This is a genomic window from Gracilibacillus marinus (genome assembly GCF_042651725.1).
Classification (GTDB): Bacteria; Bacillota; Bacilli; order Bacillales; family Amphibacillaceae; genus Gracilibacillus; species Gracilibacillus marinus.
On sequence record NZ_JBHSDV010000004.1, the window covers coordinates 1 to 21,826 of the forward strand.

General features: G+C 33.2%; 18 protein-coding genes, 5 tRNA genes and 1 pseudogene. 22 read left to right on the forward strand and 2 right to left on the reverse strand.

The annotated features are described in order from the left end of the window. The first annotated feature begins 20 nt into the window (after positions 1-20). The 20 genes and pseudogenes from ACFOZ1_RS12420 to ACFOZ1_RS12515 all read left to right on the forward strand — a co-directional run. Positions 21-97, forward strand: a tRNA-Pro gene (locus tag ACFOZ1_RS12420). 19 nt (positions 98-116) lie between these two features. Further along, positions 117-189: transfer RNA gene (locus ACFOZ1_RS12425), tRNA-Ala, on the forward strand. A 14-nt stretch (positions 190-203) separates the two neighbouring features. Then, positions 204-296 (forward strand) — tRNA-Ser (locus tag ACFOZ1_RS12430). 9 nt (positions 297-305) lie between these two features. Further along, positions 306-379, forward strand: a tRNA-Gly gene (locus ACFOZ1_RS12435). Between the two features lie 14 nt (positions 380-393). After that, positions 394-467 (forward strand) — tRNA-Ile (locus ACFOZ1_RS12440). A gap of 1,029 nt (positions 468-1,496) precedes the next feature. Further along, positions 1,497-1,820: a PadR family transcriptional regulator gene (locus ACFOZ1_RS12445; protein ID WP_390199756.1), complete on the forward strand. Its 324-nt coding sequence runs from the start codon at positions 1,497-1,499 to the stop codon at positions 1,818-1,820. Continuing rightward, entirely contained in the window at positions 1,813-2,373 is a 561-nt protein-coding gene (locus ACFOZ1_RS12450) for an HAAS signaling domain-containing protein (RefSeq protein WP_390199758.1), read from the forward strand. Before ACFOZ1_RS12445 ends, ACFOZ1_RS12450 begins: the two co-directional genes overlap by 8 nt. Then, complete coding sequence (locus ACFOZ1_RS12455; protein ID WP_390199760.1) at positions 2,366-3,217, forward strand: DUF4097 family beta strand repeat-containing protein; 852 nt, start codon at positions 2,366-2,368, stop codon at positions 3,215-3,217. The genes ACFOZ1_RS12450 and ACFOZ1_RS12455 overlap by 8 nt, the downstream gene beginning before the upstream one ends. A gap of 108 nt (positions 3,218-3,325) precedes the next feature. Then, positions 3,326-3,520: a DUF1653 domain-containing protein gene (locus ACFOZ1_RS12460; protein ID WP_390199762.1), complete on the forward strand. Its 195-nt coding sequence runs from the start codon at positions 3,326-3,328 to the stop codon at positions 3,518-3,520. Between the two features lie 66 nt (positions 3,521-3,586). Then, a complete protein-coding gene (locus ACFOZ1_RS12465) occupies positions 3,587-4,276 on the forward strand; it encodes a phosphatase PAP2 family protein (protein ID WP_390199764.1) in 690 nt (229 codons plus the stop codon). Between the two features lie 422 nt (positions 4,277-4,698). Beyond that, complete coding sequence (locus ACFOZ1_RS12470) at positions 4,699-6,042, forward strand: extracellular solute-binding protein (RefSeq protein ID WP_390199765.1); 1,344 nt, start codon at positions 4,699-4,701, stop codon at positions 6,040-6,042. A 127-nt stretch (positions 6,043-6,169) separates the two neighbouring features. After that, positions 6,170-9,073 (forward strand): extracellular solute-binding protein, encoded by a 2,904-nt coding sequence (locus tag ACFOZ1_RS12475; RefSeq protein ID WP_390199767.1) that lies wholly within the window; start codon positions 6,170-6,172, stop codon positions 9,071-9,073. 13 nt (positions 9,074-9,086) lie between these two features. Next, complete coding sequence (locus ACFOZ1_RS12480) at positions 9,087-10,058, forward strand: carbohydrate ABC transporter permease (protein ID WP_390199769.1); 972 nt, start codon at positions 9,087-9,089, stop codon at positions 10,056-10,058. A 7-nt stretch (positions 10,059-10,065) separates the two neighbouring features. Continuing rightward, positions 10,066-10,941 (forward strand): carbohydrate ABC transporter permease, encoded by an 876-nt coding sequence (locus ACFOZ1_RS12485; RefSeq protein ID WP_390200118.1) that lies wholly within the window; start codon positions 10,066-10,068, stop codon positions 10,939-10,941. 10 nt (positions 10,942-10,951) lie between these two features. After that, a complete protein-coding gene (locus ACFOZ1_RS12490; protein ID WP_390199771.1) occupies positions 10,952-12,412 on the forward strand; it encodes a gluconolactonase in 1,461 nt (486 codons plus the stop codon). Beyond that, positions 12,393-13,013, forward strand: coding sequence for a Yip1 family protein (locus tag ACFOZ1_RS12495; RefSeq protein WP_390199773.1), 621 nt, complete (start codon positions 12,393-12,395; stop codon positions 13,011-13,013). Before ACFOZ1_RS12490 ends, ACFOZ1_RS12495 begins: the two co-directional genes overlap by 20 nt. A gap of 17 nt (positions 13,014-13,030) precedes the next feature. Then, a complete protein-coding gene (locus ACFOZ1_RS12500; RefSeq protein WP_390199774.1) occupies positions 13,031-15,610 on the forward strand; it encodes a DUF5696 domain-containing protein in 2,580 nt (859 codons plus the stop codon). Between the two features lie 57 nt (positions 15,611-15,667). Further along, complete coding sequence (locus tag ACFOZ1_RS12505; RefSeq protein WP_390199776.1) at positions 15,668-16,561, forward strand: carbohydrate ABC transporter permease; 894 nt, start codon at positions 15,668-15,670, stop codon at positions 16,559-16,561. A 12-nt stretch (positions 16,562-16,573) separates the two neighbouring features. Further along, positions 16,574-17,587 (forward strand): carbohydrate ABC transporter permease, encoded by a 1,014-nt coding sequence (locus tag ACFOZ1_RS12510; RefSeq protein WP_390199778.1) that lies wholly within the window; start codon positions 16,574-16,576, stop codon positions 17,585-17,587. A gap of 117 nt (positions 17,588-17,704) precedes the next feature. After that, positions 17,705-17,917 (forward strand): annotated as a pseudogene (locus ACFOZ1_RS12515) (cellulase N-terminal Ig-like domain-containing protein); the annotation flags it as partial. A 441-nt stretch (positions 17,918-18,358) separates the two neighbouring features. On the opposite strand, the gene ACFOZ1_RS12525 reads toward ACFOZ1_RS12515, so the two are convergent. Next, positions 18,359-18,955, reverse strand: coding sequence for a DUF624 domain-containing protein (locus ACFOZ1_RS12525; protein WP_390199782.1), 597 nt, complete (start codon positions 18,953-18,955; stop codon positions 18,359-18,361). Further along, a complete protein-coding gene (locus ACFOZ1_RS12530; protein ID WP_390199783.1) occupies positions 18,956-19,795 on the reverse strand; it encodes an AraC family transcriptional regulator in 840 nt (279 codons plus the stop codon). Between the two features lie 205 nt (positions 19,796-20,000). Here ACFOZ1_RS12530 and ACFOZ1_RS12535 point away from each other — a divergent pair, with 205 nt between their 5' ends. After that, positions 20,001-21,029, forward strand: coding sequence for an NADH:flavin oxidoreductase/NADH oxidase (locus ACFOZ1_RS12535; RefSeq protein WP_390199785.1), 1,029 nt, complete (start codon positions 20,001-20,003; stop codon positions 21,027-21,029). Between the two features lie 22 nt (positions 21,030-21,051). Beyond that, a complete protein-coding gene (hisA, locus tag ACFOZ1_RS12540) occupies positions 21,052-21,804 on the forward strand; it encodes a phosphoribosylformimino-5-aminoimidazole carboxamide ribotide isomerase (protein ID WP_390199787.1) in 753 nt (250 codons plus the stop codon). Positions 21,805-21,826: the final 22 nt, after the last annotated feature.

Consider the following 21,826-nt stretch of genomic DNA (forward strand, 5'->3'; position numbering starts at 1 on the left):
TCCTCTCGGGCGCGCCATTACGGGAAGTAGCTCAGCTTGGTAGAGCACTTGGTTTGGGACCAAGGGGTCGCAGGTTCAAATCCTGTCTTCCCGACCAGTTCAATATTCAATATAATGGGGCCTTAGCTCAGCTGGGAGAGCGCCTGCTTTGCACGCAGGAGGTCAGCGGTTCGATCCCGCTAGGCTCCATAGTATAGTATTTCGGAGGAGTACCCAAGTCCGGCTGAAGGGATCGGTCTTGAAAACCGACAGGGGCTTCACGGCTCGCGGGGGTTCGAATCCCTCCTCCTCCGCCATTTTTATTTGCGGGTGTAGTTTAGTGGTAAAACCTCAGCCTTCCAAGCTGATGTCGAGAGTTCGATTCTCTTCACCCGCTCCATTTAATTACATAATGGGCCTGTAGCTCAGCTGGTTAGAGCGCACGCCTGATAAGCGTGAGGTCGGTGGTTCGAGTCCACTCAGGCCCATACGAGAAAAAGCCTTTAGCTATTTTGCTAAAGGCTTTTTAGGGTTGTATAGTATTTGGTGTTGGTGAAGGGAATTTTGAGGAGAGATTGGTGCTCTTCAAAAGACATTCACTAGCACCTTTTTTCTTTATAATAGAAAACAAGTGAGTTTCCCTGTACAATTAGTTTTTACCACAAAACAATTAGGAGGGAACTCACTTGTCTATTTCTTATTCTATTAAATATTGATGGATATTCAAGACCCAAATATTATATTTGAAGAAGATTGTGTATACGAAGGAACGAAAAAGGGGCATGCTTTCCGTTATGTGAGAGGCGTACTCACTTATTTATGTACCGACACATTGTGATGCATGTGGTGCAGTCAATGAAAACTATACCGTCATTAAATATGGAACAAAAACATGAACGATTACGTTACCGAGTAATGGCGTAAAAAAGTTGTATCTAAAATTGAAAAAGTAACGTTTTATTGTCTTGAATAGCTCATCAATTATATTCTTAAGGAATTCATCCTCTGTCTTAATGACTTCTGATTCTACCATCAATTATTCGGTAACGCACCCAAATAATTTGGCATGATTGGATTGGTCTTACTACTAATTTCACTAACTTTTACTTCATACTGAGGTAAATTTATAATTTAACTCAGTAATAATGCTACTAATGTAAATAACTAATTTCAATAATATGTTTTTAAAAACGTTCAACACAAAAAATAGACAACATACTTAAAAATGTGAAAACATGAAGTGTAATCGCACTTGTAATGTTGAGAATAAGTCATAATGGGATTCAATCATTAGCATGTTTACTCTTTTGTTCTTAATTTCAATAATTTGAGAAAAAAGTCGTATTTTCTATTTTACAAAATTTGTTTAGTTTACTACTATATTGAAAAAAGTAAAAAAACTACACAAACAGTACCTTGCAATAGACAATAGTGAATGGTATTATATAAATAATAGTATTATTTTTATTCAAGTACTGTATATTATATAGTAGTGAACGCAATTGGAGGTGATAACAATGAATATCCAATTTAAAAAGGGTGCCCTAGAACTATGTGTACTTGCTTTACTGGATAAAAAGGATAGATATGGCTATGAATTAGTCCAAAAAATTTCAGATCAAATAGCTATCTCTGAAGGTTCCGTGTACCCATTATTAAGGCGCTTAATGAAAGAGCAATATTTCACAACCTATTTACAGGAATCAACAGAAGGTCCCACACGTAAATATTATCAACTAACAAATAAAGGCCGAGAACATTTACATGAACTAATGGAAGAATGGCAACATTTCACAAATGGTGTAAATGAAATTATAAAGGAAGGTGTCAAGCATGAATAAAAATGAATTTTTGAATAAACTAGATAAGTCTTTAAACAATTTACCGTACGAGGAGCGGAAAGATATTATAGAAGATTTTCAAGAACATTTTGAAATTGGAAAAACAGAAAATAAATCAGATAAGGAGATTGTCTCAGCTTTAGGATCACCAAATCAAATTGCAAAAGAAATTCTAGCTAATTACTATTTAGAGAAAATAGAAAAAACTTCATCAACGAAGAATATTTTTAGTGCCATATGGGCTGTAATAGGTTTAGGATTTTTTAATCTGGTCATTGTTGCAAGTCCTTTAATTGCAATAGCAGCAATTATTTTGAGTGGATGGATTGTAGGTGGAGCATTTACCATATCGCCACTATTGTTTCTTATAAATCTAATCATTTTTCCCGGTCAATTTAACTATCTTGATTTGTTTTCTTCTATTGCTTTAACCGGTGTAGGTCTTCTGTTAATTATTGGCATGTATTATGTTACTTATTGGTCACAGAAAATTTTTATTCAGTATCTGAAGTTTAATGTTCGTATGGTAAAGGGAGGATTAAAGCATGACTAAATTAAAAAATGTATTTATAGGAGCATTAATTTGTATTATTGTTGGTGGACTAGGAACTATTTTCTCATACCGCATGTATGCACAATCATCTAGTGTGGAAACAAAAGAAATAAATGCTGAAAATATCGAAAATATCAAGATGAAGGTGGATAATCAAAGTGTGGAGGTTATTCCTACGTCTGGCACTACGATAAGGGCTGAACTTACAAGGGAAGGAATGACCAATAGTACATTTACGGTTGAAGAAAACGATGGCACTGCAGAAATTCAATTAGAAGATAAGGACCGGTCATTTTTTAGCTTTCATTTTTATAATTGGGAACAGAAGCTTAAATTATATATACCAGAGAAAGACTACCAGGCAATAACTTTAAAAATTAACAATGGAGAGCTCGCGATGGAAGAAGTCCGTACTACTGAATTAGAGGTGTATACAAATAATGGAGAGATTGATATGAAGCATTTACAAACTGTAACTTCTATGATTAGTACAAACAACGGAAAAATTCAACTTGAAGATATTATTTCTGATTCTATCCAGGTGAGTACTAAAAATGGGAAGATAGTGATGAGTGAGATTATAGGGGATCTGAATGGAAGAACAAATAATGGTTCGATTTCTCTTTTAACAAGCAATATAGATCGTTCAATCAATTTTGAAACGCATAACGGAAAAATTAATATTCAAACAGAAGAAGAACCTACAAATGTTAGATTTGATACAAGTGTACACAATGGGAATATTATCATTTTTGACGACAATGATTTTTCCAATATTATTGGGGAGGGAGATAATCTAGTAAAGTTAAAGACTCATAATGGAAGCATTAATGTAACAAAATAAAGGTTAAGAGCATAATTAATTAGTTAGCTTTCATTGACTTCTTTACAATACATCTGATAATGGTATGAAACTTATATTTATTAACAAAAGTAAATGGAGGTTTAATGTATGGAAAAGTATAAACATTATAAAGGTGGCATATATGAGTACATGTTTACAGCAACACATAGTGAAACAGAGGAAGAATTAGTTATATATCGTAACAGTGAGAATCGTATTTTTGCCAGACCATATAAGATGTTTTTTGAAAAAGTGAACATAGATGGTGTAGAAATACCTAGATTTAAAAAGATGGAAGAGTAAATGTTTGGAGAGAATAAGAAAGGGAACATTAGTTATAGAATGATTCAAATAAAAGGAGATATTTCATTGATTAACAAATGGTTAAGAGAACATAATATTACGATACTCCCTATTATTACTCTACTAGCAAGCTTTCTTATGCTTGTTCTTTCTATGCTTCTATTTATAGAATTAGCTGAAGAAATCATCGAACAGGAAGAAATACTTATTGATGATTTTGTATATTCTTTCGCATCAAAATTAAATGAGACTTTCCTCTATGATGCAATGGAATGGATAACAGAAATCGGATCTGTGTGGTTTATTACTGTTGCTTCTGTTGTAGTTATCCTTTATTTACTATTGACGAAAAAAAGTAAATGGTATAGTTTATTTTTTATTATTAATATAGTCGGTATAGGATTATTAACAAAGATATTTAAAATGTTATTCGAAAGAGAAAGACCTGATTTGTTAGAGCAGTATGACGGAGTTGGCTATAGTTTTCCTAGTGGACATACAACAGGTGCCGTAGCATTTTATGGGTTTGTTATTTATCTAATTAGTAAAAGTGAATGGAAGAAACGTTGGAAAATTACTTTAATTGTCTTACTTACTTTACTTATTTTAACCATTGCGATGAGTAGAATTGTACTGAGTGTCCATTTCTTTACTGATATTGTTGCAGGACTTTTATTAGGATTTAGTTGGTTACTTATTAATATATTGTTACTTCGATTTGTATTATTTAGGAGAAAAAACAAAAATAGTATATAAAAGAACGTAGATATGCTCTATGTTCTTTTTTTTGCAATTAATTAAGTTAACAATTGAAAGAAGTTTAGATACCCCGTTGTGGATAAACTACTACAACACTCTGTTACGTTTCGCTAGCAACCAGTCAAAGTTATACAACTTTAACTGAATGGATTCCTTACTATACCTCAGTTAGTTTCTTACTGTCGCTAAGTTGCCTTACAGACACTTTCTCTTTTTTATTATTTGTATGTACATTTTATTTATCATTTTCACTACTTTTAAAAAGTTTTATGCCATATAGAAATCGTATTTCACCATATGAATTCATGAGTTTATTCCGTATCATTAAATAATGAAAGCGCATTCTTAAAATAACCTAGACCTGCGTGTTGCAAATTGCTTTCTTCTTAATTAATAAGATGAAAATAAGGGGGAATACGATGAAAAAAATGTATTTAGTTGGCTTATTAGTTTTCATGTTGTCAATGTTCTTGATTGCTTGTAATAACCAAGAATCTGTGAATGAAAAAGATCCTGAAGATGTACAAACAGAAGAAAATGAGGAGACAACAGAAACGCCAGAAGAAGTGGAAGAAGAGGAAAATGAAGCAGTTGATTTAGGTGGTCGAACAATACGAATAGCAAATCACTGGGATATGACTCCTCAAGGTGGAACAGAGTTAGGAGATTTAAGTGTACAAAAACTTAAAGAAGTAGAAGAGAAATATAATGTAAAAATTGAATATGTAGTCGTACCTTGGGAAGAAAAAGTAAATCAATTAACATCAACCATATTAGCAGGGGAACCATTTGCTGATTTAGTCAGTTTAGAGTCATCTCAAGCAGCAGCACTTATACAGGAAGATTATTTATTAGCTTTAAATGAAGTAATTGATTTGAGTAATAGTAAAATCCCAGCAACGTTACAAGAAATGGGCACATTTGATGGCAATGTTTATCTCATGATGCATGAATTAAATCAAAGTGGTGGGATGTATTACAACAAAACAATGTTTGAACAAGCTGGTCTACCAGATCCATATGAACAACAACAAAATGGTGAGTGGACATGGGAGGCTATGTTAGAAGCAGCAAAAACATTAACAAATGGCGAACAGTATGGATTAAGTGGTGATCCGAATCTTTTTGCTGAATATTTTATTGCTTCAAATGGAGGGAAAATCTTAGATTTAGATACGATGCAAGTGAGTATAGATTCCGCTGAGTCTGTAGAAGGATATGAGTTTATGAGTGCATTATACAATGAACATAAAGTTGTGAAACCTAATGAAGGAAACAATTGGGAAGATCCCAGAAAATATTTCACAGAAGGTTTAGTAGGAATGACACAAGGATGGGTGTGGGAAGCAGAAGGAAGATTAGAAACTCCATTTGAATGGGGTTATGTATTTTGGCCTAAAGGTCCAAAAACATCTGATTATCAAACGCCTGTATCCAACGTAGAGGGACTAACGATACCTGTTGGAGTGGAACAACCAGAAATTGTATATCAAATTTGGGAAGATTTACAAATGTGGGAACATACCGAAGATAGTGTACAAGAATGGTTTACAAAGGTATTACCATCTATGGAAACGATTGATACTGCATCACAAATGTTAGGTAAAATTAATGCGAATTATTGGAAAGCGTACAATTTAGAAGATGCTTTCTATGAAATGAATGAAAATATTTCAACAGGTGCAGAATCTCCTTCACAAGCGATTGCAAGTATAAAAGGTGAAGCACAAGCAAGAGTCGATGATTTTTTAAGCATTGAATAATTTTAGAGTATTGATTTGAGAGGTAATGAATGATTAGAGAAGAAAATGCAATCAATTCGATTGTATTTTCTTTTCTATAATAGTAGACGATCGAACGAGATAATTCCTTTGTAAAGGAGGGTAAAAATTGAAGAAATTCATTCATATAAGCATAGTGGTACTCATGCTTATTTTTGTTTTTAGTCTAGTGTTATTACCGTTTACAGTACAGTCGTTAATTGCGAGTGAGAAGCGTACTTCTGATGATACCTCTACAATACGTGAAGATCTATTTAGCCATTACATAGTAAAATACGAAGACAAAAATCGACCTATGAAGGAATATATCATTGAAGCAGAACATTTTACACGTGTAGATGAAATGAATATAAAGCTTTTGGAAAATAAAAAGGGTAAGCAAAACGCAGCAATTTGGACTGATGAGATAGGTACAGTAGAATGGAATATCAATATTGAAGAAGAGGGCTTATATCATATAGCAATTCAATATTATCCAGTAGAAGGAAAAAGTTCTTCTATCGAAAGAGAGTTACGAATTAATGATGAATTGCCATTTCAAGGTGCACAAACATTAACTTTTCCTAGAGTATGGGGAAATGAAAAAGAAGTCATCGAAAAAGATAATCGAGGAAATGAATTACGACCAAGGCAGATAGAAAAACCGATGTGGAGAGAAATGTTATTAAGAGACGCAGAAGGTTATTATGTGGAACCATATTCCTTCTATTTAAAAGAAGGTTTAAACAAAATATCGTTAACTTCTTCTAGAGAACCAATGATTATGGATTATATTAAAATTTTCCAAGTAGAAGAAGCATTAACATATGAACAAGTATTTAATGAGTATAAAGATGAGCAATACGAAGAAGTAAAAAATATACAAATTAAAATTCAAGGTGAAGATGCAAAAATCAAATCAGCTCCTACCTTATATGCAATTAATGATAGAAGTAGTCCTGCGACAGAACCTTATCATGTTTCAAAAATTAGAATGAATACAATCGGTGGATATAATTGGCGCTGGCCAGGTCAATGGATTACGTGGGAAGTAGATGTTCCGGAATCGGGACTTTATCAGATAGCTATAAAGAACAAACAGAATATGCTTCGAGGGGTTTTCTCTACACGTAAATTGCTTATTAACGGAGAATTGCCTTTTAAAGAAGTCGAAAAGATTCCATTTACGTATGATAATGATTGGAATACCAAATTGCTAGGGGAAAAGACTCCTTATTTATTCTATTTAAACGAAGGGAAAAATGAAGTCACACTAGAGGTTACATTAGGTGATATCGCTCCTTTGTTACGAACAGTCGAAACTTCTATTTTAGAACTGAATGAATTATATCGCAAAATACTAATGATAACAGGAGCAGTCCCTGATCCTTATCGAGATTATCAATTAGAGAAACAAATACCTGATTTGTTAGAGAAGTTTGAACAGCAAGCGAATACACTAAGGGAAGTAGCAGAAGAGTTAGAAAGAGTAACTGGAGAAACAAGTGACCAAACAGCTATTTTAAATACAATTGAATATCAATTACGTGACTTTGTGATACGACCTGAAACGATTCAAAGACGTTTAGATTCCTTCAAAATTAATGTTGGAAGCTTAGGTACATGGATATTGACCGTTCGAGAGCAACCACTAGAGATTGATTATTTACTCGTCACATCAAGTGATAAGCAAATACCAAAAGCTGAAGCGAGTATTTTTCAAAAATTAAAACATAGTGCAGGTGCATTCGTTTATTCCTTTATAGAAGATTACAATAGCATTGGTAATGTAGCAGAGGCGGAATCTTCCGATGCAATAACGTTATGGATAGGAACAGGACGTGACCAAGCACAAGTTCTGAAATCGATGATTGATGATACGTTTACACCAGAAACAGGTATACAAGTAAATTTGAAATTAGTACAAATGAATGTGTTGTTACCAGCGACATTAGCAAGACAAGGTCCAGATGTAGCGATGCAAATAGGTAATGAAATTCCTGTTAATTATGCTATGAGAAATGCTGTCGTAGATTTAACTCAATTCGAAGACTACGAACAAGTGGAAAAGCGTTTCCGAGATAGTGCTATTGTTCCATATCAATTTAACGGAGGGGTTTATGCACTACCAGAACAACAAACGTTTAGCATGTTATTTTACAGAAAAGATATTTTAGCAGAATTAGGACTTCAAGTGCCACAGACATGGAATGATGTGATTGAAATGATTCCAGTATTACAAAAAAATCATATGAATATTGCATTTCCATTATTACAAGATCCTCAAGCACCAGGCCAAGTACAGAATCTAGTTCCTAATCAAACATTCACAATGATGTTATATCAAAAAGATGGTGTGCTATATGATAGCGATGCCAAAAGTAGTGCGTTAAATTCAGATATTTCCATGGAAGTATTTAAAGATTGGACTAGTTTATATACCAATTATAAGATTCCTTTAAAGTTTGATTTTCCAAATAGATTTAGAACAGGCGAGATGCCAATTGGAATTGATGAATACACATTATACAATCATTTATCTGTATCAGCACCTGAAATAAGAGGGTTATGGGAATTTGTTCCTATTCCTGGGACTGTAACAGAAGGTGGCACAATTCGACGAGAAGTTGGAAGTGCAGGTACAGCTGCAGTCATTATGGAACAATCGAAAAATAAAGAGGCATCATGGGAATTTCTGAAATGGTGGACGAGTAAAGATACTCAAGTACGATTTGGACGAGAAATGGAAGGGCTAATGGGGGCAGCAGCTAGATATCCTACGGCAAATATTGAAGCGCTACAAGAGCTACCTTGGCCACTTAGAGATTATAAACAGTTAGAAGAACAATGGCAATGGGTAAAAGGTATTCCTGAAGTACCCGGTGGTTATTTTACAGGAAGACATTTAGATAATGCTTTTCGAGAAGTGGTGAATAATGGAACGAATACAAGAGAAGCATTACATGATTACGTTATCTATATTAATGACGAAATAAAAGTGAAGCGTAGAGAATTTAATTTACCGGTAGAATAGAGGTGATTTAATAATGGGAGTACAGAATGAAAATACTATATTAGAAATAGACGAGAAGAAATTATATGATCGAAAGAAAAAACGATTTATTACGAAACAAATCGCTAGAAATGTAAGATTGCATAAGCATTCTTACATTTTGATGGCACCATATTTTATTTTATTTTTCTTATTTACAGTATTACCTGTTGTTATTTCTGTTGTCATAAGTTTTACCTATTTTAATATGCTTGAATTTCCTAGATGGGTAGGTTGGCATAATTATGCTCGTTTGTTTTTAGAGGACGATGTGTTTTTAATTGCACTAAAAAATACGTTTCTATTTGCTGCAATTACAGGACCTCTTAGTTATATTGCTTGCTTTGTCTTTGCATGGATTATTAATGAATTCTCATCAAAGATACGAGCATTTTTGACATTAATCTTTTTTGCACCTTCTATATCTGGAAATATATTTTTTATCTGGTTAATTGTTTTTTCGGGGGACAGTTATGGATATGCAAATGGATTTTTAATGAAACTAGGCATTATTTATGAACCAATCCAATGGTTACAAGACCCAACATATGTTTTAGCAATTGTCATGCTAGTACAACTATGGTTAAGTCTTGGTACTGCTTTTTTGGCATTTATAGCAGGACTGCAAAATATTGACACAACATTATTTGAAGCAGGTGCGATTGATGGTATCCGTAATAGATGGCAAGAGCTTTGGTATATCACATTACCATCAATGAGACCACAATTAATGTTTGGTGCTGTTATACAAATTACTATGTCATTTGCTGTTGCGGACGTTTCTATGGCAATCGCAGGTTTTCCAAGTGTACAGTATGCCGCTCATACAATTGTTACACATTTAATAGATTATGGTTCGATTCGATTTGAAATGGGATATGCATCGGCAATTGCAACAATCTTGTTTATGATCATGATGACAACAAACTTAATTACACAAAAATTATTAAGGAAAGTAGGTGAGTAAATTGGCAATGTCTTTGGTTACAAAACGTATTTCCACACGCAAAAAGAAAGTGAATCGCTCTTGGTACGGGACCGTATTTCTTTTTTTGATCATCGGATTATTTGGAGCATTTATGGCATTGCCGCTTATTTATACGATTAATAATGCATTCAAACCATTGGATGAAATCTTTTTGTTTCCACCAAGATTTTTCGTACGTCATCCAACTATTAATAATTTTATTGACTTAGCAAATTTAATGGCAAATTCGTGGGTACCGTTTACTCGATATATATTTAATACATTATTTATTACGGCAGTTGGTACAGCAGGACATATTATATTTTCGGCAGCGGCTGCCTATCCACTTGCTAAACATCATTTTCCTTTTAAAAACGTATTGTTTACGATTGTTGTACTTTCTTTAATGTTCTCACCACATGTAACAGCAATACCGAATTATATGACGATGTCGGTAATTGGATGGGTAGATTCCTATTGGGCTGTTATTGTACCGTCTTTTGCTTTTCCATTAGGTTTATATTTAATGAAGCAATTTATGGAACAAATTCCTGACAGTATCTTAGAAGCTGCAAGAATGGATGGAGCTAGTGAATATCGTATTTTCTGGACAATCGTTATGCCCATCGTAAAGCCTGCATGGTTAACATTAATGATTCTTCTATTCCAACAATTATGGGGAACAGATGGTGGAAATTTTATTTATAGTGAAGAATTAAAGACGATGCATTATGCATTAGGACAGATTATTCAAGGTGGTATTGCACGTGCTGGTGCCGCTGCAGCTGTGGCATTAATGCTAATGTCTGTACCAATTACTGTCTTTTTATTCTCACAAGCTAGTATTATTCAAACAATGTCCACTTCAGGGATGAAAGATTAGGAGGGATAAGATGAAGATCTTTGTTATTTTACTAACAAGTATCCTATTCATTAGTTTTGTTCACACAGATCAAGTATCAGCTGCTGTCTCTTATCCTTCTTATAATTACTCTTACTGGGAAGATACAGATCCTGCAGCTGTACCATATGTACCATCACATATTATTGATGGTAGGAATAATGAAATTGGATTATTTAATGGACCTGAAGATATCTATGTATCTAATGACAATAAAATATATGTCGCAGATACCGGAAATAATCGAATTGTAATATTAAATCAACAATTTAAATTATTAGATTCCATTGAGTCATTTCAAAATGGTGATCGTATGGATAGCTTTTCTCAACCAAGTGGTATTCATGTTACAGATGATCATCACATCTATGTTGCGGATACTGGGAATAAACGGATTGTTGTTTTAAAAGACAATCAACTAACTAAAGAAATTGGCTCGCCCAAATCTGATGTCATAAGAGAAGGGTTTGAATATCGCCCAATAAAAGTAGCTGTAGATAAAGCGAACAGAATATTTGTGATTGGTAGGGGGATTTTTGATGGGATTATAGAATTCGATTCTGATGGTGATTTCACAGGGTTTATAGGCGCTAATAGAGTACGATTTAATCCAATCGATTATGTATGGAGAATGATTGCAACAGATGAACAACGTGCCAAAATGGCCTTATTTATACCAATGGAATTTAACAATTTGAATATAGATGACGAAGGGTTTATCTATACTACAAATGCAGAAGAGAATACGCAAATTCCTATTCAACGTTTAAATCCAACAGGAGAAAATGTCTTACGTAATGAAGGATACCACCCGATTATTGGTGATTTACAATATGCACATACGGGTAGTTATACAGGTACTTCTACATTTGTGGATATTTCAGTGAATGAATACGGTGTCTACAGTGCTTTAGACATGAAGCGTGGAAGAATTTTCACATATGATGAAGATGGTAATTTACTATATGTCTTTGGTCAAATTGGTACACAAGTAGGTACTTTTAGAACACCAGTAGCAATTGATCGAATTGGAGAGAAAATCATTGTGCTAGATAAAGGTAATCATCGACTGACTGTTTTTGAACCAACAGCATTTGGAAGTTTAGTAAATGAAGCAGTAAAGTACTATTTTAATGGGGATGATGAGACATCTGCACACTATTGGGAAGATGTTCTGCGGTTAAATGTCAATTATGAAATCGCTTATATAGGAATAGGTAAGTCATTACTAATGAAAGGTAAGCACGAAGAAGCAATGAGCTATTTTAAGAATGGGCATAGTCGGAAGTATTATTCAAAAGCATTTAAACGATATCGCCAAGATTTGTTACGGGAACATTTCGGTACAATGATGACCATCTTTGTCTTTATTATCGTAGCATTACTGTGTATAAAACCGATAATCAATTATCGGAGAAAGCGGGTGAATATAATTGGAAAAGGAATTCATTAAGTTCCCGTTTTATATCATTATTCATCCATTCAAAGGATACTGGGATTTGAAATATGAGAATAAAGGGAAGGTTAGTGTTGCATTTTGTATTCTTGCAATTCTAACCATTGTAGCAATATTAAAGCGTCAATTTACTGGATTTATTGTGAATTTTAATAATCCTTATGAATTAAATAGTTTAGCAGAATTACAGTATATCGTCTTTCCTTTTTTCTTATTTTGTGTTGCTAATTGGTCTATTACAACATTGATGGATGGAGAAGGTAAGTTTAGAGAAATCTTAATGGCAACAGCTTATGCGCTTGTTCCGGTAGTAAGCTTATATGTGTGTAATACAATAATTAGCAATGTGATTACATGGGAAGAAGCAACATTCTTCTTTTTCTTAGAATCATTTGCAATGCTTTGGTTTCTGTATTTATTGTTTGTAGGTATTATGACAGTCCACCAGTATACAGTAACAAAGACTATCATCACATTATTGATAACAGTAATGGTAATGGGGATTATCATTTTTTTAAGCTTATTATTTTTTAGTCTGATTCAGCAAATGCTTACATTTTTGGACACCGTTTATAAAGAAATTATGTATCGAGTGTGAGAAAGGGGGGAGATTCCTTGAAAAGAATACAAGTGATACTTTTCGTTCTGTTACTAAGTAGCTTTCTTTTTTCGCAGTCTTTCATTATGGCAGAGGAAATGGAAGAAAACATATCAGAAGAAACAGAGGGAGATATATTAATAGATGAAGAGGTTGAACAAGGAATAAGTCAAGAAGAATTAGAAAGTATAAGACAAGATTATACACAAGAAATGGTAAATCAGCGATTAGCAGAAATGGTAGTTGTATTAGTGTCCGATGTTTTAGAGCTTTATTTAAATCAGCAAACAGCGGAAATCGCTGTAAAGAATAAACAAACAAAAGAGGTATGGTTCTCTAATCCGTTAGATTTGCAGACAGATACAATTGCAGTAGGTGAGAATAAAGAAATTCTACAATCTCAATTTTCATTAATGTACTTTAACCAACATGGTCAAACGAGTTGGATGCATAGTAATCTAGCTGTACGCAACAAACAAGTAGAATTTGAAAAAGATGAAAATAAATTGACCGTAATATATAAATTAGGTGATATTTCTAAAGGTCTTGAAGCAATTCCACAGCGTATTACAAAAGAACGATTTGAGACGATTATATTAGACAAAATTACAGATGAAAAAACGAGAGAAGACTTTAAAAAACGTTATCTATATTTGGAGGAAGAAGAAATCTACGAAAGAAGAGATGCATCATTTCCAAAAGTAATTATTGAACAGACATTACAATTATTCAAAGAGATTGGATATGATGAAGAAGAATTAGGTAAGGATTTAGCAGAAATGGATGGAGAATCAGGAGGGATAATTGAAAAGCCTGTTTTTACGATTCCAGTAGAATATAGTATAGAAGACGATGATTTTGTAGTATCTGTTCACACGTCCGACATAAAGCAGAATGATGCTTATCCTATTTCACAAATAAATATATTACCTTTTTTCGGTGCTGCAAATGAACATAGAAATGGATTTATGTTTGTACCTGACGGGTCAGGGGCATTAATTCATTTGAATAATGGAAAGACGAACTATCGCACATTAGACATCCCCTTATATGGTGAGGACTTAGCAGAGTTTTCAAAAAGAAAAATGGAGATTGTTCAAGCTGCTCGGTTACCTGTATTCGGAATGAATCAAGAAAATAGAGGATTCATTGGGATTATTGAAGATGGTAATGGTATTGCAAGTATTGTGTCAGATGTAGCAGGCCGTATTCATTTATACAATAATGTATATGCTAGTTTTACCATTAAGAAAAAAGGTGATGTGACGTTATCAGGTGGAGATAGAGAAAGTACAGTAGCTTTATTTCAACAAAATCCATATAAGGGAGACTTACAGATACGTTATTCTTTCTTAGACGAGGAAGCAAATTACAGTAATATGGCAAGAAAATATAGAGAATATTTATTGACACAACATAAGCTCAATCGTTTAACAGATGGAGATATCCCATTTTATTTAGATTTGATTGGAGCGATTACAAAAAGGAAAACATTTTTAGGTATACCATATCAGTCATTAGAGGCATTAACTACTTTCAATCAAGCGCAAGAAATTATTGAAGAATTACAAAGTAGAAATATAAAGGCATTAAAGGTCCTATATACTGGGTGGTTTAATAAAGGATACAGTCATACAGTTCCAACAAACATTTCAATAGATAATGAATTAGGTGGGAAAGATGATTTTCAGCAATTGGATGCGTATTTAAAAGATAACCATATTTCCTTTTATCCTTCTGTGTCGTTAATGGAAGTTCATAAAGATTCATTTGACTTTTCACCGTCTAAAGATGGAGCTAGATTTATAAATAAGAAAATCGCCGAGATTTACCCATATAATAAAGCGAGCTTTTTGCGGGATACCTCTAAAAAACCAAGTTATTTATTAGCACCCAATAAATTCGATCAAATTACACAACAATTTTTAAAAACATATGCAGAACTTCATATGGATAATGTTGCTATTAAAGATGTTGCAGACATACTTTATGGAGATTATCAAGAAAAGAATGGAATGGACCGTGAAGCGACAAGAAAATCTGTAATTGATCAATTGACAGAAGTGAAAGAAGTGGCGGAAGAGATTATAACATTTGGTGGGAATGACTATGCTCTGCCGTTTAGTAAGCATATTTTAGAGATTCCTGCTACAAGTAGTCAATTCAATATTATTGATCAAACCATTCCGTTCTATCAAATGGTCATACATGGATATATAGATTATGCGTATAACCCTCATAATTTATCTACAGAACAAAGTATGAAAAAACAACTTTTACTAGCATTAGAGACAGGTGCTAATCCATATTTTCGCTTGTTTTATGAGGAGCCTACAGTAATAAAAAATACAGAGTATAATCACTTATATTCTGCTAACTATCAACTGTGGAAAGAAGATGCAGTCGATCTATACGATCATTTAAATAAAGTACTAAAGACTGTTCGAACATTACCAATTAGTTCACATGAGGAAATAGAATCAAATGTGAAGAAGACTGTATATGGTGATGAAAAAACGGTATATGTTAATTACAATCATTATGATGTGACTGTAGATGGTGTGCAAATTGAAGCAGAAGGTTATGTATGGAAATAAATCATATAAGATTGCTTCAACTAAACTTGTCTATGTAAAAGGAGAATAGCCATGATAATGTTAGGAAAGAGAACATTAGAGGAGAGACGAGGACGATGGGGATGGGTATTTATTGGACCATGGCTAATTGGTTTTATCTTCTTATTTGCCATCCCATTATTTCAATCGATTAGGTACAGTTTTAGCGAATTGAAACTAACACCTGATGGTATGCAATTAAATTTTTTAGGATTAACTAATTATAAGACCGCATTTCAAGAACATGTGGATTACAATAGAACATTAGTCGAGGCATTAATTGATATGCTAGTCAATGTGCCACTTATCGTGATTTTTAGTTTGATTATTGCAACAATATTGAACCAAAAGTTTCGTGGAAGAATGTTAGCTCGTGCTATATTCTTCTTGCCAGTAATACTTGCTTCGGGTGTAATTGCTTCAATTGAGAGTGGCGATTATCTACAAAGTGCCATGATGATGTCGAGTGAAGATGAATCGGGGAATGGATTACAAAGCTATGAATTGGAAAAAATGTTAATCGAGACAGGTATTCCTCTAGTCATAGTAGAATACTTAACAGGTGCTGTAAATCGTATTTATGAGATTGTTAGTTCTTCAGGAGTACAAATTATTATTTTTTTAGCTGGATTGCAAGCAATACCTGCACAATTATATGAAGCATCTAAAATAGAAGGTGCAACAGGCTATGAATCTTTTTGGAAAATAACATTTCCAATGATTAGCCCTCTCATTTTAACAAATGTTATTTATTCTGTCATTGATTCATTTACAAATAATAACATGACCATCTTAATACAAGACACCGCTTTTTCTAAATTTGATTTCGGATTAAGTGCAGCAATGTCATGGATATATTTTCTTATGATTGGTGTGATTTTACTTGTTACAACATATTTAATCTCCAAGAAAGTATTTTACCAAACAGAATAAAGGGGGAGAAACATGAACGTACAATCAAAACCACTGCATTCATCGGCTAAAAATAAAAGAAAAAGTGGCTCGCTAACAGGAAATATTTTATTAGATAAATTGAAAAATTATAGTTGGATTATTTTTCGTACCATATTAATAATTGGATTATCATTTGTTATTCTATACCCTATTCTATTAAAAGTGTCTATTGCTTTTAAAAGTAAAGCAGATTTATATGATCCGACTGTTGTTTTTGTACCAAGGAATTTCACTTTGGAAAATTTTCAATACGTAATGCAAACAATGAATTACTTTAAAGTGTTGTTAGATTCATTTCTCCTTGCAGGTGGTACGATGATTTTGACGATGATTGCTTGTGCGTTAGCAGGATATGGGTTTGCAAGATTCCGTTTTCGTGGAAGAAATGTACTATTTGCACTTGTTATACTAACTATACTTGTACCACCACAAACAATTATGGTGCCGACATATTTACAATATCGAAATTTTGATTTATTTGGTTTCATTGGTTTATTTAATGGAGGTGATGGTATCAATTTAATTGGTTCTTATTGGCCATTTATTATATCATCTATTACAGGTATGGGTTTAAAAGCGGGATTATTTATTTTTATCTTTAGACAGTTTTTTAAAGGATTTCCTAAAGAAATAGAGGAAGCAGCGCACGTGGATGGTGCGGGTGTCTTTAAGACCTTTTTTCAAATCATGCTCCCAAATGCCGTCCCAGCTATTATTACAGTAATGTTATTTGCTTTTGTTTGGCAATGGAATGATATATTTTATACAACAATGTTCTTAGATAATGCAAAAGTTATCTCCATGCAATTGCAATCTGTAGGTGCAACGATTGCACATCAACTCTCTACATCATCTGGTGGGGGTGTGGGTGCGGTTGATCCGTTTTATGTCTCTATGCTAGTAAATACTGGTGTGCTATTAGCAATACTACCATTACTTATCTTATATTTATTTGTTCAGAGACATTTTGTTGAAAGTGTAGAGAGAACAGGTATTGTTGGTTAATGAAAGGAAGTAGGTAACATGTTGATTAAGGAAAGTAACACGTCGATAAGGTTTAATTAGTTAGGTTATGTACCAACAGGTGTGTAGGTTGCTAATTCTTTAGAAGATACTTCATATTTCCAAGTGATTACATATCCTGATGCAGATGTAATCGTGGAATTGAAGGTAGATGGACCATTCCATAATCAAGATAGTAAGCAAACTGTTTATCAATTGAATTTTTCCTCTATTAATAAAGATGGGTTCTATCAGTTAAAACATGGAAAGCATCTAACAACACCATTTAGAATAAACATCGTATCATGCATACTCATCATCTTCCATCTGTAGTTGATGATATCTTTGATGCTGTACCTAGATTAGTGTCAGAGGGACCAAATAGAAATGTGAATGACCCATGTGCACAATAATATTTGAAAAACGAGTCTTCAGCAACATGTTTTATAGATCACATAGACAGTTATGCAACAAATGAAGTTACTATTTATTGGAACTCTCCAACGGTATTTGCTGTAGCCCATTGGAATGTATATAGAGATATGATAGATAGTTGTGAATAATATAAAAGTGAAATTCAAACAAGAGGAGACATAGATAGATAAAGTAATCTCTACACAAAATATGAAGAATTATCCAATAGGGAGATTCATTCTAAAACACACAAAATCCAAACGATTCAAATGCTACTTGCTATCAAATCGTTTGGATTTTTATAATTTAAAATCATTTCTTTATAAAGTGAATTAATTTTTTGTATGTGCGTTAGGATGCTTATATTTGTTGAATTTGTCTCCTATTTCTTTCAACTAATTTATGAAATGCATAAAAGATAGGGCTTATTAAAAGAAATATAGCAATTGGATAGAATAAAACGATAAGTACAAATCCAATAAATAGGAGTATCATTAAAATAGTCGTAGGAAAAAAAATAAATGAGAACAAAAAGCTTTGTTTTATTGTTTCTTTAAAAGATAAATGATAAAAAACAATAGTAGGAATACTATATGTTGCAATAAATGCTAAAACAATCATTAGGAAAAACAATAATGACAATGTAACCAAATATGCCCAACCATGTAATAATTCATGAATAAGTAATAAGTCGTAATAAAGAATGAGAAATGAAATAATAAAAAAGAGTCCAGAAAAAAAACTTAATTTAAAATTTTTCTTTAATCCGAGAAAAAAGGGTTTGACAATAGAACTTTTTCCATTAACTCTCCACTCATTAATAACATGAAACATAGCGGAAGAAGCTGGAAAAATAGTAATAATAGGTAATGAACAGATTAACCAAAGTAAATTCAATAGAAAGAAATTTGTTATTTTCTCCAACAGTACATAAAGCTTGTTTGTATATATATTCATTTAATCAACCATTTCTATTTTTTGTCGATAATTTTTTGGGGATAATTGTTTGATTTTTTTAAACAATTTGGAAAATTGCAGCGGGTCTTCATATCCTACAGATTGAGCAATCGAACTAATTGCTAATGTAGTATGTTCAAGTAATTCACATGCTTTTTGTATTCGATAGTGAATGAGATATTCTTGTATACTTTTATTGTAGACATTTCGAAAAAGTGAACATAAGTAACTTCGATCTAAACCAATTTCATCTGCGATTTCTGAAATAGTAATTTTTTGATGAAAGTGTTCGTGAATGTATTGTAATACTTCTTGTGCATAGGATACTTTATGGTCTTGTCTCACATCAGCAAATACTTTTGCTTTATGTTCTTGTATTAAAATGGATAGTATTGAATAAAGATGCCCTAATCCCTTTACTTCACTGATGAGTGGTTCTTGTTGTTTTAATGCACATAATTCTTCAAAACAATGTACTAATTGATGGTCTTGGTCATAAAGGAAAATGGGATTTTTAACATGCAAATTAGCTTTAGATAATAACTTCTCTGCTTGAATACCATCAAAACCAACCCAATAATAATACCACGGATCCCTTTCATCTGCTTCATAACTATATTCCATATTAGGACAAGTTAGAAAGCCTTGACCTGCTTTAAGTGAATATGATTGTTCAGATGTATGAAAAACTCCCTCGCCACTCCTAATATAATGAATTAAAAATGTCCCACTATTTTTGGAGTGTTGATAGTGTTTAGGCATACATAATTCTTTGCCGAATTGATTAATATACAGATCAAAGTACTCTAATTTATTAGGTAAATATTCTAATATTTGCATATTATCAACCCTTTCAATAAGTTTAAGTTAACGTTTAGGTATTAAAACCAGAAACCGCTTTCTTGATAAAGTTTATTATATCATATAATTATTTTACAAAACCATCATTTATGTATAAATCTAATTATTGAGTTTTTATATGTGAATAAACTGTTGATTATTGGTATACTGTTGATGTAAAAATTGTTTAAAAGGAGCAAATACAATGGATCAATTATTCAGCCAATTTAATATAAAAAATGTTAACCTAAAAAATCGTGTCGTCATGCCACCAATGTGTCAATATGCCGTATCTAAAGAAGATGGAACCCCAAACGATTGGCATTATACGCATTATGTAAGTCGTGCAATAGGTGGAACAGGCCTAATCATTGTGGAAATGACAAATGTCGAACCAGATGGAAGAATCTCAAATAACTGTTTAGGCTTATGGTCAGATGAACAAATCCCAGCATATCGAAGAATTGTTGACGCAGTACATGAACAAGGAGCAAAAATTGGGATTCAAATTGCTCATGCAGGTAGAAAAGCAGAAGATGCTGAAACACCTGTTGCACCATCTGCAATACGATTTAGTGAACAATACAAAGAGCCACGAGCATTGTCGACAAAAGAAGTGAAAGCAATGGTGGAGAAATTCCGTGAGTCTGTCCGCCGTGCAGTGGAAGCAGGATTTGATATGATAGAATTACATGGTGCACATGGCTATTTAATCCATCAGTTTCATTCACATCTTACGAACAAAAGAACGGATGAATACAGTGAATTATCTCGCTTTGGTGTAGAAGTGATTCAAGCAGCAAAAAGTGTCATGCCTGAAAATATGCCCCTTGTCTTACGAATTTCTGCAACGGAATTCGCGATTGATGGCTATGATTTAGAAGGTGGGATTGAGTTAAGTCGGAAGTATGTGGAAGCAGGAGTAGACATGATTCATGTAAGTGCTGGGGGAGAAGGACCCATTCATCCTTCACGTAATCCTGGTGGTCATGCAGGATACATGGTTCCATTTGCAAGAGAAATCAAACAAGCACTTCAAATACCAGTTATAGCTGTAGGTCGATTAGAGAACCCTGTATTAGCGGATGCAATTATTGGAAATAAAGATGCAGATTTAGTTGCAGTTGGTAGAGGCATGCTTACAGATCCATATTGGACACTTCACGCAGCAGAACAACTTCATACAGATGTGGAAATACCTAAAGCATACATCCGCGGATTTGCTACGAGATAATAAATAGAGGAGAATTCAATCAATGAATTTTAGACCATGTATTGATTTACATCAAGGAAAAGTAAAGCAAATAGTTGGAGAAACATTGAATGAAGAAGGTAAACCAGTTGTAGAGAATTATGTATCTAAATTTGACAGCAAGTACTATGCTTCCATGTTCCAAGAAGATAAATTAGTTGGTGGACATGTCATTATGTTAGGTGACGGAAATCAAGAAGCAGCAATACAAGCACTAGAAGCATATCCAAAAGGTCTCCAAATTGGTGGAGGTATTACCGCAGATAATGCATCGTATTATTTAGAAAAAGGTGCATCTCACGTTATTGTTACCTCTTATATCTTTGAAGATGGTGAGTTAAAAAAAGACCGATTAAATCATTTAGTTGAGACAATTGGTAAAGATAAATTAGTTATTGATTTAAGTTGTAAAAGAAAAGATAACAGTTGGTATGTTGTGACAAATAAATGGACTAAATTTAGCAATATTGAAATTAATGAGGTAACAATAAAAGAGATGGAGAAGTATTGTGATGAGTTTCTAATCCATGCAGCAGATGTCGAAGGCAAGCGTAATGGAATGGATGAAGCGCTTATTACCAAGTTAGCTAAATGGGTTACAATACCTACTACATACGCTGGTGGTGTTCGTTCATTAGAAGATTTAGAAACATTCCGCCAATTATCTAATGGCAAACTAGACGTAACGATAGGTAGCGCATTAGATATTTTTGGAGGAGATTTATCTTATAGTGAGGTTGTATCTTATTGCAAATGAGAAAGCACAGTGATCTAACAAA

What these genes read in the sequence shown, in the direction of transcription:
- ACFOZ1_RS12445 (WP_390199756.1), top strand. Translation starts at nt 1,497, where the DNA reads ATGAATATCCAATTTAAAAAGGGTGCCCTAGAACTATGTGTACTTGCT.
- ACFOZ1_RS12450 (WP_390199758.1), top strand. Translation starts at nt 1,813, where the DNA reads ATGAATAAAAATGAATTTTTGAATAAACTAGATAAGTCTTTAAACAAT.
- ACFOZ1_RS12455 (WP_390199760.1), top strand. Translation starts at nt 2,366, where the DNA reads ATGACTAAATTAAAAAATGTATTTATAGGAGCATTAATTTGTATTATT.
- ACFOZ1_RS12460 (WP_390199762.1), top strand. Translation starts at nt 3,326, where the DNA reads ATGGAAAAGTATAAACATTATAAAGGTGGCATATATGAGTACATGTTT.
- ACFOZ1_RS12470 (WP_390199765.1), top strand. Translation starts at nt 4,699, where the DNA reads ATGAAAAAAATGTATTTAGTTGGCTTATTAGTTTTCATGTTGTCAATG.
- ACFOZ1_RS12480 (WP_390199769.1), top strand. Translation starts at nt 9,087, where the DNA reads ATGGGAGTACAGAATGAAAATACTATATTAGAAATAGACGAGAAGAAA.
- ACFOZ1_RS12485 (WP_390200118.1), top strand. Translation starts at nt 10,066, where the DNA reads ATGTCTTTGGTTACAAAACGTATTTCCACACGCAAAAAGAAAGTGAAT.
- ACFOZ1_RS12490 (WP_390199771.1), top strand. Translation starts at nt 10,952, where the DNA reads ATGAAGATCTTTGTTATTTTACTAACAAGTATCCTATTCATTAGTTTT.
- ACFOZ1_RS12505 (WP_390199776.1), top strand. Translation starts at nt 15,668, where the DNA reads ATGTTAGGAAAGAGAACATTAGAGGAGAGACGAGGACGATGGGGATGG.
- ACFOZ1_RS12510 (WP_390199778.1), top strand. Translation starts at nt 16,574, where the DNA reads ATGAACGTACAATCAAAACCACTGCATTCATCGGCTAAAAATAAAAGA.
- ACFOZ1_RS12525 (WP_390199782.1), bottom strand. Translation starts at nt 18,955, where the DNA reads ATGAATATATATACAAACAAGCTTTATGTACTGTTGGAGAAAATAACA.
- ACFOZ1_RS12530 (WP_390199783.1), bottom strand. Translation starts at nt 19,795, where the DNA reads ATGCAAATATTAGAATATTTACCTAATAAATTAGAGTACTTTGATCTG.
- ACFOZ1_RS12535 (WP_390199785.1), top strand. Translation starts at nt 20,001, where the DNA reads ATGGATCAATTATTCAGCCAATTTAATATAAAAAATGTTAACCTAAAA.
- hisA (WP_390199787.1), top strand. Translation starts at nt 21,052, where the DNA reads ATGAATTTTAGACCATGTATTGATTTACATCAAGGAAAAGTAAAGCAA.